The sequence below is a fragment of the Salinithrix halophila genome, from assembly GCF_042650125.1.
Classification (GTDB): domain Bacteria; phylum Bacillota; class Bacilli; order Thermoactinomycetales; family DSM-45169; genus Salinithrix; species Salinithrix halophila.
In genome coordinates, this window is the sequence record NZ_JBHSAP010000009.1 from 102,510 (window position 1) to 115,512 (window position 13,003).

12 protein-coding genes are annotated in these 13,003 nt (G+C 56.8%); all 12 read right to left on the bottom strand.

From position 1 onward, the window contains the following. Positions 1-110: 110 nt before the first annotated feature. The 12 genes from pyrE to ACFOUO_RS06740 all read right to left on the bottom strand — a co-directional run bounded on the left by pyrE (position 111) and on the right by ACFOUO_RS06740 (position 12,954). Positions 111-695 carry an orotate phosphoribosyltransferase gene (gene pyrE, locus ACFOUO_RS06685; RefSeq protein ID WP_380703505.1) on the bottom strand — a complete coding sequence of 195 codons (585 nt, stop codon included), beginning with the start codon at positions 693-695 and terminating at the stop codon, positions 111-113. After that, positions 692-1,444 carry an orotidine-5'-phosphate decarboxylase gene (gene pyrF, locus ACFOUO_RS06690; protein ID WP_380703507.1) on the bottom strand — a complete coding sequence of 251 codons (753 nt, stop codon included), beginning with the start codon at positions 1,442-1,444 and terminating at the stop codon, positions 692-694. Before pyrF ends, pyrE begins: the two co-directional genes overlap by 4 nt. Further along, a complete protein-coding gene (gene carB / locus ACFOUO_RS06695) occupies positions 1,444-4,665 on the bottom strand; it encodes a carbamoyl-phosphate synthase large subunit (RefSeq protein ID WP_380703509.1) in 3,222 nt (1,073 codons plus the stop codon). Before carB ends, pyrF begins: the two co-directional genes overlap by 1 nt. Beyond that, positions 4,658-5,743, bottom strand: a complete 1,086-nt coding sequence (gene carA / locus ACFOUO_RS06700; protein ID WP_380703511.1) for a glutamine-hydrolyzing carbamoyl-phosphate synthase small subunit — start codon at positions 5,741-5,743, stop codon at positions 4,658-4,660. Before carA ends, carB begins: the two co-directional genes overlap by 8 nt. A gap of 87 nt (positions 5,744-5,830) precedes the next feature. Next, on the bottom strand, positions 5,831-7,126 hold the full coding sequence (locus ACFOUO_RS06705) for a dihydroorotase (RefSeq protein ID WP_380703513.1): 1,296 nt from the start codon (positions 7,124-7,126) through the stop codon (positions 5,831-5,833). Further along, entirely contained in the window at positions 7,126-8,049 is a 924-nt protein-coding gene (locus tag ACFOUO_RS06710) for an aspartate carbamoyltransferase catalytic subunit (RefSeq protein ID WP_380703515.1), read from the bottom strand. Before ACFOUO_RS06710 ends, ACFOUO_RS06705 begins: the two co-directional genes overlap by 1 nt. Positions 8,050-8,211: 162 nt before the next feature. Next, positions 8,212-9,579 (bottom strand): uracil permease, encoded by a 1,368-nt coding sequence (uraA, locus tag ACFOUO_RS06715; RefSeq protein WP_380703517.1) that lies wholly within the window; start codon positions 9,577-9,579, stop codon positions 8,212-8,214. A gap of 163 nt (positions 9,580-9,742) precedes the next feature. Next, entirely contained in the window at positions 9,743-10,270 is a 528-nt protein-coding gene (gene pyrR / locus ACFOUO_RS06720) for a bifunctional pyr operon transcriptional regulator/uracil phosphoribosyltransferase PyrR (protein ID WP_380704771.1), read from the bottom strand. 169 nt (positions 10,271-10,439) lie between these two features. Then, entirely contained in the window at positions 10,440-11,372 is a 933-nt protein-coding gene (locus ACFOUO_RS06725) for an RluA family pseudouridine synthase (RefSeq protein WP_380703520.1), read from the bottom strand. Continuing rightward, positions 11,369-11,848 carry a signal peptidase II gene (gene lspA / locus ACFOUO_RS06730; protein WP_380703522.1) on the bottom strand — a complete coding sequence of 160 codons (480 nt, stop codon included), beginning with the start codon at positions 11,846-11,848 and terminating at the stop codon, positions 11,369-11,371. Before lspA ends, ACFOUO_RS06725 begins: the two co-directional genes overlap by 4 nt. 116 nt (positions 11,849-11,964) lie before the next feature. Beyond that, entirely contained in the window at positions 11,965-12,663 is a 699-nt protein-coding gene (locus ACFOUO_RS06735) for a TraR/DksA C4-type zinc finger protein (protein ID WP_380703524.1), read from the bottom strand. Between the two features lie 21 nt (positions 12,664-12,684). Further along, complete coding sequence (locus ACFOUO_RS06740; protein WP_380704772.1) at positions 12,685-12,954, bottom strand: DUF5665 domain-containing protein; 270 nt, start codon at positions 12,952-12,954, stop codon at positions 12,685-12,687. Between the last annotated feature and the right edge of the window lie 49 nt (positions 12,955-13,003).

Here is a 13,003-nt window from a genome sequence, read left to right on the forward strand (position 1 = left end):
CGGGAGGAACATCTGGTGCGGAGTCGGAAATCCGGCCCTCACTCCTGCTCAGAGTTTGTCAATAATCCTAAAAGCCGGTGTTTCCACCGGCTCCTCTTCATTCTTCTTGTTTATTTTTTCACCGACTGCCGGCTTCCCGGTTTTTCTACCGGGAGGCCTTGTTTGCACAAGGGACAGTCTTTAGGGTCATAGCTCTGGATGGTGTGGGCGAGGAGGGCTTTGTAAGGGTGGCGGAAGCAATGATTACCGCCGCTGCGGTCAACAACGGACCCAATCCCGACGACTTCTCCACCCAGTTTTTCCACCAGATCAACCACTTCCTGCACCGACCCACCTGTCGTAACCACATCTTCGATAGCCAGTACTTTCTCTCCCGGCTCGATGGCAAAGCCCCGGCGCAGGGTCATGCTTCCTTCCTTTCGCTCAGCGAAGAGGCAACGAACACCAAGGGCACGGGCGGTTTCATGGGCGATGATCACCCCGCCGAGAGCCGGCCCGACCACAACGTCCACTTGTTGATCGTGGAAGAGCCTTGCCAAGGCTTGGCCAGCTCCTCCCGCTTCCTCCGGATGCTGCAGCATTTGGGCGCATTGCATGTACTGTCCACTGTGACGGCCGGAAGAAAGGACAAAGTGTCCTTCCTTCAACACACCGGTTCGCCGAATCGCTTCCGTAACCTTCCATTCTTGACTCATATCTGTTTCCTCCCTGCTCGTTCCACCCGTTCCAAAATGGTCTCATAGGCGGCCACTGGATCCTCCGCCCGGGTAATGGGTCGGCCCACGACCAGCAGATCCGAGCCGCCATCGATAGCTGCTTCTGGGGTCATGACGCGCTTTTGATCCCCGGTAGCCTCTCCTTCCAGGCGGATTCCCGGGGTGACGGTGAGAAGCTCGGTGCTGATTTTCCCTTTGATCCAAGCCGCCTCTTCACCGGAACAGACGATACCATCCATCTCCGCCTGCTTGGCCAGATGGGCCAGATTGAGCACTGAATCCCGTACCGTGCCCGGGATCGCTAGTTCTTCGTTCAACATCCGGTCGTCCGTACTGGTCAGCTGCGTCACCGCCAACAGCCGAGGACGCTCTTCTCCCGCGGCTTCCACCGCCGCCTCCCTAGCGGCTTTCATCATCTGGGAACCGCCAGCGGCATGAAGGGTGAGCAATTTCACGCCGAGTCGGGCGACGGATGCTACCCCTCCCGCGACTGTGTGGGGAATATCATGCAGCTTGAGGTCGAGGAAGACGGAATACCCGTCGTGGACAAGGCTTTTTACCCAATCGGGCCCCGCCGTGTAAAAAAGTTGCATCCCCACTTTGATATAAGGCTTTTCTCGATCTGACCAGCGACGAAGCAAGGCTTCCGCTTCCTCCCGCATCGGAAAATCGAGGGCAATTGCCACCCGGTCCCGAAGAGCGGAATGACCCGTTACCGTTTCGGCCATCAGACGGTCACCTCGACTTTCTTCGACGGAGCTTCCTTCGGCTGGCCGATCGGTTCAGCCGTCAGATAGATGGAAGCCAGTGTCGTCAAGAGCGCTTCTACCGTGTCCAGGGAAGTAAGGCAGGCGATGCCGTGTTCCACAGCCTCACGGCGAATGCGGAATCCGTCTCGTGCCGGTGTCTTGCCCCGCGTCCAGGTGTTAACGACCAAGTCGGCTTTTCCTTGCCGGATCCAATCCAGAATGTGCGGGGAACCTTCCTTCAGCTTGTTGACCCGTTTCACAGGCAGCCCTTCCCGCTCCAGGATGTTCGCTGTCCCGCTAGTGGCGACGATCTGATAACCCAGTTGATGAAAACGATGCATCAGGGCGACGGCTTCATCCTTATCCTTGTCGCTGATGGTGGCGATCACGGTACCGAATCGAGGCAGTGACACACCCGCAGCGAGCAGACCCTTGTAGACGGCGCGGGCGTAATCCCGGTCCCGTCCCATTACTTCACCCGTCGATTTCATCTCCGGGCCAAGGGTGACATCTACCCGGCGCAGTTTGGCGAAGGAGAAGACCGGCACCTTGACGGCCACATCCTCAGCCTCCGGCCACAGGCCTCCCTCATATCCCTGGGCAGCCAGGCTTTCTCCCAGCATGATCCGTGTCGCGGTCCGGGCCATAGGCACTCCAGTTACCTTGCTCAGGAAGGGAACCGTCCGTGAGGCCCGCGGGTTGACTTCTAGAACATAAATTTCGTCTTTGTGGAGGACGAACTGGATATTGATCAGCCCCTTAGCATTCAGGGCGCGCGCGATTTCTGTCGTCATGGCGACAAGGCGATCTTTCTGGGCGGGAGTAACGGATCGGGGCGGATAGACGGCGATGGAGTCCCCGGAGTGGACACCGGCTCGCTCGATATGCTCCATAATCCCCGGTACCAGTACATTCTCCCCGTCGGAGATCGCGTCCACTTCGATCTCTTTGCCCATCAGGTAGCGGTCGATGAGGACCGGGTGCTTCGGATTCACCTTGACCGCTTTCTCCATGTAGTTCAAAAGCTCTTTCTCGCTATAGACGATCTCCATCGCCCGGCCCCCTAGCACGTAGGAGGGTCGGACCAGAACCGGGAAGCCCAGTTCCCTCACCGCTTCCAGTGCTTGCTCAACAGAAGTGACTGCCGTGCCGGGCGGTTGCGGGATCCCTACTTCCCCAAGCAGGCGTTCAAATTTTTTCCGGTCTTCCGCCCGGTCAATCTCGTCCAGCGAAGTGCCGAGAATCGGGATGCCAGCCTCTTTCAGGTCCCGGGCTAGGTTCAAGGCAGTTTGTCCGCCGAATTGGACGATGACCCCGACGGGATTTTCCTTCTCGATGATGTGGAGAACATCTTCGATGTGAAGAGGATCGAAGTAGAGGCGGTCCGAGATGTTAAAGTCGGTGGACACCGTCTCCGGGTTGTTATTAATGATGACTGCCTCCAACCCGGCTTGCCGGATCGCCCGGATGGCATGGACGGTGGCATAGTCGAACTCCACCCCTTGCCCGATCCGGATCGGCCCGGAGCCGAGGACGACGACCGTCTTCTTGTCCGTCTTCACCACTTCATCTTCCGTCTCGTAGGTCGAGTAGTAGTAGGGGGTGGCCGCTTCGAATTCCGCCGCACAGGTATCGACGATCTTGTAGACCGGAATCAGGCCGTATTCCTTGCGTAGAGAGCGGATGTCCGCCTCCGTTTTACCGACGATGCGGGCGATGGCTGCATCCGTCAGGCCCATCCGTTTGGCATGGGTGAGGAGGTCGCTGTCCAGAGGGCCTTCCTTCAGTTGACGCTCCAGAGCGACAATCTTCTCCAATTTACCGAGGAAGAAGCGGTCGATCCGGGTGATCTGATGGGCCTCTTCCAGGGTTTCGCCGCGGCGGAACCACTCCGCAAGCAGGTAAAGGCGCTCATCATCCGGTTGAGCCAACCGTTTCACTAAGCTTTCCCGATCCAGCTTTTCCGAGCCGGGAAGATGGATATGGTCGAGGTCGATTTCCAGGGAGCGGACCGCTTTCAGAAGGGATTCTTCCAGAGTTCGTCCGATGGCCATCACTTCCCCTGTCGCCTTCATCTGGGTACCCAATTTCCGATTGGCATCGGTAAATTTATCGAAGGGCCAGCGTGGAATCTTGGAGACGACATAGTCCAGAGTCGGCTCGAAACAAGCGGAGGTCTGGCCCGTCACCGGGTTGGTGATCTCATCCAGCGAATAACCGACAGCGATCTTCGCAGCAATGCGGGCAATGGGATAACCCGTCGCTTTAGAAGCGAGGGCGCTCGACCGGCTTACCCGGGGGTTCACTTCAATCACATAGTATTGGAAACTGTCCGGGTCAAGGGCAAGCTGAACGTTGCATCCGCCCTGGATGTCGAGGGACCGGATGATCTTGAGCGCCGAACTCCGCAACATCTGGTGTTCTCGGTCGGATAAGGTCTGGGTTGGTGCAAAGACGATGGAGTCACCGGTATGGACACCGACCGGATCGAAGTTTTCCATGTTGCAGACAATGATGGCGTTATCCGCGGCATCTCGCATGACTTCGTATTCCACTTCCTTGAAGCCGGCGATGCTCTTCTCAATCAGGCACTGCCCGATCGGGCTGTAGCGAATGCCGTTGTCCACCGTCTCTCGGAGCTCTTCTTCCGTCTTGGCGATGCCTCCCCCGGTTCCTCCCAGCGTATAGGCAGGCCGGACAATCACCGGATAGCCGGTTCGGTCAGCAAAGGCGACGGCCTCTTCCACGGTGTGGACAATCTCGCTGTCCGGGGTGGGTTCCCCGATCTCTTTCATGAGATTCCGGAATTGATCCCGGTCTTCGGCGCAAGTGATGGCCCGTAGATCGGTTCCGAGCAGGCGCACTCCTTCCCGCTCCAGAATCCCGGCTTCCGCCAGTTCCACCGCCAAGTTGAGGCCGGTCTGCCCGCCCAGGGTAGGCAGCAAGCCGTCAGGGCGTTCTTTCCGGATCACCTGGGTGACGAATTCAGGCGTCATCGGTTCGATGTACACCTTGTCTGCAATGTCGGTGTCGGTCATAATCGTGGCCGGGTTGCTATTGATCAGGACAACCTCGATCCCTTCTTCTTTGAGGGAGGTGCAAGCCTGGGTACCGGCGTAGTCGAACTCCGCCGCCTGCCCGATAACGATGGGACCGGAGCCGATGACGAGAATTTTCTTAAGTGCTTGATCTTTAGGCATGAACGGCGTCCTCCTTTTTCTTCAGCATGTCGACAAAGCGGTCAAAGAGATACCCGGAGTCGTGGGGGCCGGGGGCTGCTTCGGGATGGTATTGAACCGAGAAGGCATCCAGCTCCTTATGAGCTAGTCCTTCGCAGGTACCATCGTTCAGTGCCACATGGGTCATCGTCAGTGGCGTTTGATCCAAAGTGTCCGCCTTGACTGCGTACCCATGATTCTGAGACGTGATGTAAGTGCGTCCCGTAGCCAATTCCTTCACCGGATGGTTAGAGCCCCGGTGGCCGAACTTCATCTTCTCCGTATCCGCACCGCAAGCGAGGGCAAAGAGTTGATGGCCGAGACAGATTCCGAAGAGGGGGTATCGGCCCAGGAGCTTCCCAACCGTGGCGATCGCCTCCGGAACATCCTTCGGGTCCCCCGGTCCGTTGGAGAGGAGAATCCCATCCGGTCGCAGGCGGTCGATCTCCTCTGCGGTGGTATTCCAGGGTACGACAACGACATCGCAGCCCCTGACGCTCAACTCCCGCTGCAGACCGTACTTAGAACCAAAGTCCATCAGGATCACCCGGGGTCCGTAACCGGGAGAGGCATGGACGTTTCGGGAGCTGACCTGCGCCACCTGATCCCGCATCAGGGAGCCTGCACCGAGACGCTCCGCCAGCTCACCCCAGGATTCCTCTTTGGTAGAAAGGATACCCTTCATCGTGCCATAAACGCGGATCTTTCGCGTCAACATCCGGGTATCGATGCCAGAGATACCGAGAATCCCGTATTCTTTCAGCCAGTAGCCAATGCTTTGCTCACTCCGCCAGTGGCTGGGAATCTCCGCATCCTCTCGCACCACAAATCCGTGGACAAAAGGACGCCGGGATTCGATATCGTGCCGATTAAGCCCGTAATTCCCGATCAGGGGGTAAGTCATCGTGACGATCTGCCCGCAGTAGGAAGGGTCTGTGAGCACCTCTTGGTAACCCGTCATTCCCGTGTTAAAGACCACTTCACCCAGTCGCTCTCCCTCTGCACCGAAGGAGCGGCCTTCCATCTTTGTTCCGTCTTCTAGCAACAGTTTTGCTCGCATGGTTTCTTCTCCCTTCCGTTGTCTGTATTTCCTTACCGTCACGCCTGCCTGCTGATCAGAACCCGAATCCTCTTTCTAGATCGATCGTTACGCCTTCGCTTCGGTTTCCTGCCAGATGATCCGCCCTTCCACCAGGGTCATGACCGGCCATCCTTTCAGTTCCCATCCGGCGAAGGGGGTGTTCTTCCCTTTAGAAGCAAATTCGGCGGGCTCCACTTTCCGCTTGGTTTCCAGGTCGATGATTGCCAGGTCGGCAGCCCGCCCTTCTTCCAATACACCCCAAGGCAGTCCAAAGCATTCTGCCGGGATGCGAGTCATCTTTTCCACCAGCTCACTCAGGGTGAGGACACCAGTTTCCACCAGCTTCGTATAGAGAAGAGGGAAAGCGGTCTCCAGGCCGACGATTCCGAAGGGAGCTTCCTTCATGCCTTTTGCCTTTTCTTCCGCCGTGTGAGGAGCGTGGTCGGTGGCGATAAAATCGATGGTCCCGTCCTTCAGCGCCTCAACCAGAACCTCCCGATCTCGCTTACGGCGCAAGGGTGGGTTCATTTTGAAGTGCGTATCCAGCCCTGGGATGTCTTCCTCGCACAGGAGAAGGTGGTGAGGTGTCACTTCGGCGGTTACCCGCTGCCCCCTGGACTTGGCCTCCCGCACCAGCCGGACCGACGCTTCAGCGCTGATATGGCACACATGATAATGCACCCCCGTATCCTCAGCCAGCAGGATGTCCCGTCCGACATGGATGGCCTCCGACTCGCCGGGGATACCCGGCAGTCCGTGCTCTTCGGCAAAGGTTCCCGCGTGGACGCAGGCGCCGGGAACCAGGAGATCCTCCTCTTCACAGTGCGCCGTTACGGTCAGGTCGAGAGAAGAAGCCAGGCGCATGGCTGCCTTCATCATCTGCGGGCTCTGTACGCCGACTCCGTCATCGGAGACAGCTGCCGCTCCCGCTTCCTTCAGAGCGGACATGTCCGTTAGTTCTCCGCCTTTCGATCCCCGGGTGATGGCGGCAATGGGTAACACTCGAACACCGCAGCCCTCCCGTTCGTTGGTTTCGATAATACGGCGGACGACTTCCGTGCTGTCTGTCACCGGCTTCGTGTTAGGCATACAAGCGACAGCGGTATACCCTCCCCGGGCTGCGGCCCGGCTGCCGGTGGCAATCGTCTCCTTCGCTTCGAAACCTGGCTCCCGCAGGTGAATGTGCAGATCGATCAGGCCTGGAATGACCAGCTTGCCGGAAAGATCAACAACGTCTTCCCCGGCTTCCCCAAGGGCCTGTCCGATCTCTGTCACTTTTCCGTCCCGAATCCGAATGTCAGCCGAGGTAACCTCTCCGTCTTTCCCGATGATGCGTCCGTTTTGCAAGAGTTTATTTTCCATCAGTTATTCCTCCCCTGTAGTGCCCTCTCCAGTATGGCCATTCGGACCCAGACTCCGTTCTCCATCTGCTCGAAGATTTTCGAACGAGGATGTTCAACCAATCCGCTCTCGATTTCTACCCCCCGGTTCACAGGTGCCGGATGCATGATGATCGCATGAGGCGGCATGATCGCCAGCCGATCCGACGTCAGACCGTGGCGGTTCAGGTAATCTTCTGCTGAAGTGAACAGTTCCCGTTCGTGGCGCTCCAGCTGAACCCGAAGCATCATCACTGCATCCGCCTGCCGAATCGCCTCGTCAAAAGGAAGATACGGCGCAAATTCCTCCATGGATGGGTCCCGCATCGAATCCGGGCCGCTCAGGATTACCCGGGCACCGAAAGCGGACAGCGCCCACAGGTTGGAACGAGCCACCCGGCTATGGAGAAGGTCCCCTGCGATGACCACCGTCAATCCCGCCAGGGTACCAAAATGGCGCCGTAGCGTGAACAGGTCCAGGAGGGCCTGAGTCGGATGGCCTCCGTTTCCTTCCCCGGCATTGATCAGGGTGACACCCGTCTCTTTCTCCGCCATCTCCGCCAAAAGCCCGGTGCCCCGGTGGCGAACCACTGCTACGTCAACCCCGATGGACGAAAGAGTTCGGCATGTATCGTAGAAGGACTCTCCCTTCACCACACTGGAAGTTTCACCATCCAGATGGAGGACCTCCATTCCCAGCTTCTTCTCTGCCACCTCGAAGGAGATTCGTGTGCGGGTGCTAGGCTCGAAAAAGAGGTTAGCGGCAAAATGTCCTGGATAAGCCCGGTGCCAGTGCTGCCGGTGAGTGCGCCAATATTCCGCCCGTCCAAACAGTTCTTCCATCTCTTCTTTGGACAAGCGATCCGTATCAATCAGGTGACCGCGGCCGATTACGGTTGGGATCATTTCTTTCCCCTCCCCTTTTGTTTTAAAAAAACTCCTTCCGGTCTGGAAGGAGTCCATGGTTACAGCGGTCCCCGACCGGGTACGTCCATCACCCTTGGGGAGGCTATCGCCGTTTCCTTCCTCGGTCTCACGGGACCGGATTTAAAGGATGCTGTATCAGATTTATGCCACTCGTGTCGAGGCTGTCGTTTTATCTTGCTTGTTTACGGCGCCGGGAAGGATCAGGTTGAGAAGGATCCCCGTCACCGTAGCCAGTGCCATTCCCTCCACTTCAAAGTGGATGTCGGCGAATTTGAGGGCCGCCCCGCCAATTCCGATTACCAGGACCACCGACGCAATCACTAGGTTGCGTTTGTCACTGAAATCGATCCGGCTTTCCACCATCATCCGAAGGCCAGCCGAAGCGATGATTCCAAACAGGAGGATGGAGACACCGCCCATCACCGCAGCGGGAATGGTGGAGATGAGGGCGGACAGCTTACCGATGAAGGAGAAGGCGATGGCCAGAACCGCCGCGCCACCGATCACCCAGACGCTGAAGATGCGGGTGATGGCCATCACACCGATATTCTCTCCGTAGGTGGTGTTGGGCGGGCCGCCCAGCATGGCACCGATTGATGTGGCTAAGCCATCACCCAGGATGGAACGATGCAAACCCGGATCTTGGGCCAAGTCCCGTTTCATAATTCCGCTCGTCACCATCAGGTGGCCGATGTGCTCCGTCAACGTGACGAGGGCAACAGGGACGATCACCAGCGCGGCGCTCCAGGAGACTTCCGGCTTCGTCCACTCCGGCAGGGCGATCCAGGCTGCTTCTTTCACAGGAGTCCAATCCACCAGCCCGATAAACAAAGCCACCAGGTAGCCGCCGATGATGCCGAGGAGAACAGGGATCAGATTGAGGAACCCTCTTAGGAACAGGCTGGCGATGATCGCGATGGCCAAGGTAGCCAGCGCTACCCCAAAGTGTTTCAGGGAGTAGACCTTCAGGGTAACGGTACCGGCTTTTTCATCCACTTGCTCCACCTTACCCGGCAGCGCTTGGTATTCCTCTACGGTATCCGGCAGCGGTTGCGTCACTTGTTGGGTGCTCGCCATATCCACCGCTGTCCCTGCTAAAGCGAGACCGATCACGATCACCACCGAGCCGATCACCACCGGAGGCAGAAGGTAGTGAAGCCAGTCCGCCCCGAATCGGGCGATCACCAGGGCGACCACACCGTAGACCACTCCCGCCATGAAGCAGCCGAACAGAGCCGCGCCTACCCCCTGAGCTTGAGAAACCGTGATGATTGGAACGATGAATGCGAAGGAGGACCCCAGATAGGCGGGGATTTTGCCCCGGGTAATCAACAGGTAGGCCAGTGTGCCCATACCGCTTGATAGGAGCGCCATCGCCGGTTGTAGCCCGGTAAGAAGCGGTACCAGGACTGTCGCCCCAAACATGGCAAACAGATGTTGCAGACTGAGAGCGGCCCATTTGGCGGCTTTCGGTTTCTCATGGACATCCAATATCATGACCGGTTTCATCATTCATCCTCCTTCCATTAAATGAGTTCATATTCCCAGGGATAAAAAAACTCCCTGCCCTGTTCGGCAGAGAGGCGCACCGCCCGCATCGTTGCGTGCGTGAAAATGTGCCCGTCCTCCCTTGCCGGTCTCACGGAACCGTCTTTAAAGGGTGAAACGATGATTATTTTTGCAGCGTCACCCGGTCGTGGGAATCGATTTCTGCGACCGTGACATGTACAATTTCGCTTTGTGAGGTAGGGACGTTTTTTCCGACGTAGTCCGGGCGAATCGGCAGTTCCCGATGTCCCCGATCCACCAGTACCGCTAGTTGGATCATCTTGGGTCGTCCCCGGTCGATCAGAGCATCCATCGCCGCGCGAACCGTGCGGCCCGTGTAAAGCACATCGTCTACCAGGATGACCGTCTTTCCGTGGATTTCCACTGGAAGGGCGGAGTCCTTGACTTCAGGCTGCTCGTGCTTCTCCGTCAGATCGTCTCGATACAGGGTGATATCCAGCTCACCGACAGGAACGGTCTGCCCCTCGATCCGGTTGATCCGTTCCGCCAACCGGCGAGCAATATAGATCCCCCGGGTGCGAATCCCCACCAAGACACACTCGGCTACACCTTTGTTCCGTTCGATGATCTCGTGGGCGATCCGGGTTAGGGCCCGGCGAATCGCGGCTTCATCTAAAATCGTTTTTCCCATTTCCACCGGTATCCCCCCTTCGGCAAAAAAATGCACTCCCCGCCCATGATTGGTAGGAAGCGCACCTGTCTTCTCTTCACGCACCTTTGCCAGTCTCACGGGACTGAATTAAAAGGTTCTTATTCAGTTCTTCTCATTATGAGGGAACTTCACCCGATTGTCAACCATGTCAAGCAAGCCCTTCCCGAAGCCGAGTTAGACATGTTTCGATATCCGTCGGCAAAGGTGTCTCAAAACGGAGCCGCTCTCCCGTCCGGGGATGGTCAAAACCAAGTACCGCCGCGTGGAGTGCCTGGCCATCGATGGGCCACCGCTTGGGGTTGGAGCTGTAGACCGGGTCACCGGCAACCGGATGACCGATCGCTTTCATATGAACGCGAATTTGGTGGGTACGCCCGGTCTCCAGACGGCAACGGACCAATGTGGCAGTTCCGAAGCGTTCCGTCACCTCAAAATGGGTGACGGCGGGCTTCCCGTTTTTCGGCTCGACAGCCATCCGTTGCCGGTTCTTCGGGTCCCGCCCGATCGGGGCATCCACGGTTCCCCGGTCATGGGGGATGTTTCCGAGCACAAGCGCTTGATATACGCGATCGACGGTATGCTCTTTCAATTGTTCAGCCAACGATTGGTGGGCGGTGTCGTGTTTCGCTGCCATGATCAGCCCGGAGGTGTCTTTATCAATGCGATGAACGATCCCTGGCCGGATTACCCCGTTAATACCGGACAGATCTCCACAGTGAGCGAGCAGTGCATTAACCAGCGTTCCCGATGGGTTCCCCGGTGCCGGATGAACAACCATCCCCCGGGGCTTGTCAATGACGATCACATCGCTGTCTTCATAGATGATAGCCAAGGGAATCGGTTCCGCCAGAACGGCGGCTTCCTCGGGAGGGGGCACAGACACTTCCACCCATTCCCCTTCGTTGAGGCGATGATTGCTTTTCACGGAACGACCGTCCACCCGGACCCGGTCATTTCGGATCCAAGATTGGACGGCCATTCGGGACCATTCTTTTTCACGGCCGGCAAGAAACTTATCCACCCGTTGGCCGGTATCCGCTTCTCCGACCTCAAAGCGGCGGAAGGTTTCTTCTTCGGTCACCGGCTATCCCCCGTTTCATTAACCACCCGGTCCGCATCGGCAGGTTGGCGCAAAGTAACCCACATCATCAGACCGACACCGATCACAATTGCCGAGTCGGCAATATTGAAGATGGGATAGTTAATCCATCGAAAGTCAAAAAAGTCGACCACTTCCGCAAACCGGAGTCGATCGATTAGGTTTCCGACAGCCCCGCCCAAAACCAGAGCCAGGGACCAGGACATGATCGGTTGACTGTTCCCAAGTCGTGCCAAGTAAACGACGATAGCGGTGACCACGGCGATGGTCACAACGATAAACAGCCACCGCTGATCCTGAAGAATTCCGAAGGCGGCTCCCCGGTTTCGATGAGATGTAATGTGGAATACATCCTTCCACACCGCTATCGTTTCGTAAAGGTCCATCTTGGTGAGGACGAGCCATTTTGTCACTTGATCCAGCAACAACACAGCAGCTGCCGTCATGTAATATTTCAAAGGTAGCCTCCCCCTCTATCCACCCAATCCACAGCTGTAACACCCGGGATTGTACCTGGTTCTTCCAAGTTTTTATTGTAGCACAGCCCCTAGGGGTTCTCAACTGATAAAGGAGGTCAACCCTTTCTTCTTTCCTCTTCTTCTTTACGTTGATAAGCGTCATTTCGGGTCGTATCGGCAGGATTGTCTTGTGGGCGACCGTCAGGCCCCGCCACAGCGATGTTCTCCACATCGTCCACATATCCACGGCGCTCGTCTTGATCCACCGTCAACTCATTGTAGTTTTTCCCTTCACGGAAAAAGTCCGGGGGGTTGGAGGTTCCGTATTGTTCCACTTCCTGCCAAGCATCTTCCCCGTCGTAATAATTGTGTTCATCCCGTTTATCGTTGAAGGTGCGTCCGTAGGGGGCACGAAGGACGTCTTCTTCCGCAGGCCTTCGGTTGGAGATATCCTTTTCCCGTTGGTGCTCAATGCAATAAGAAGCCTCCGGCACCGCTTCCAGCCGTTCATAGGGGATCTCTTTCCCGCAGACGACACACGTACCATAGTGTCCGGCCTCTATCCGCATGAGAGCCATCTCCACTTCCTCTAGTTGCTCTTCGTCCTCTTCGTTTAGGGCAAGGTCCTTGCCCCTTTCATACAATTCCGTTCCGATATCGGCAGGATGATTATCATAACCCGAGAGTTCTCCAATGGAATTGTTCATCCCTTCCTCCATCCCATAATGATGGTTGTCAGAGAGTTTTTTCACCAACCGTCTCTTTTCCTCTTCCAGTTGCCGTTTCAGCCCTTCCTTTTGTTCCTTTGTCAACATGTGCAATTTCCCCTTTCACTCTCAATATCTGACCCCATCAAGCTCTAGTTGAGCCTGGACGATGCGAACGATCTCCGCGATATAGTCTCCCACGATCGGTAAATTTAACGCCCCCAAAGCCTGTAAGATATAAATCAGAGTGGCTGTTACGAAGGTGACACCGATGGCAATTCCCACACCTCTGGAGATACCGGTAATGATATTAAGCAAGATTAGACGACGGGGCCGATTGAGGAGTCGAACGTATTGGGCGATCTCCCCCATCTCCATCTTCTGTCCCAATTCCTCCAATCTGCGATCGACCCGTTTAAACCAATCCCTTTCATCGATCTCCTTCCGT

What these genes read in the sequence shown, in the direction of transcription:
- pyrE (WP_380703505.1), bottom strand. Translation starts at nt 695, where the DNA reads ATGAGTCAAGAATGGAAGGTTACGGAAGCGATTCGGCGAACCGGTGTG.
- pyrF (WP_380703507.1), bottom strand. Translation starts at nt 1,444, where the DNA reads ATGGCCGAAACGGTAACGGGTCATTCCGCTCTTCGGGACCGGGTGGCA.
- carB (WP_380703509.1), bottom strand. Translation starts at nt 4,665, where the DNA reads ATGCCTAAAGATCAAGCACTTAAGAAAATTCTCGTCATCGGCTCCGGT.
- carA (WP_380703511.1), bottom strand. Translation starts at nt 5,743, where the DNA reads ATGCGAGCAAAACTGTTGCTAGAAGACGGAACAAAGATGGAAGGCCGC.
- ACFOUO_RS06705 (WP_380703513.1), bottom strand. Translation starts at nt 7,126, where the DNA reads ATGGAAAATAAACTCTTGCAAAACGGACGCATCATCGGGAAAGACGGA.
- ACFOUO_RS06710 (WP_380703515.1), bottom strand. Translation starts at nt 8,049, where the DNA reads ATGATCCCAACCGTAATCGGCCGCGGTCACCTGATTGATACGGATCGC.
- uraA (WP_380703517.1), bottom strand. Translation starts at nt 9,579, where the DNA reads ATGAAACCGGTCATGATATTGGATGTCCATGAGAAACCGAAAGCCGCC.
- pyrR (WP_380704771.1), bottom strand. Translation starts at nt 10,270, where the DNA reads ATGGGAAAAACGATTTTAGATGAAGCCGCGATTCGCCGGGCCCTAACC.
- ACFOUO_RS06735 (WP_380703524.1), bottom strand. Translation starts at nt 12,663, where the DNA reads ATGTTGACAAAGGAACAAAAGGAAGGGCTGAAACGGCAACTGGAAGAG.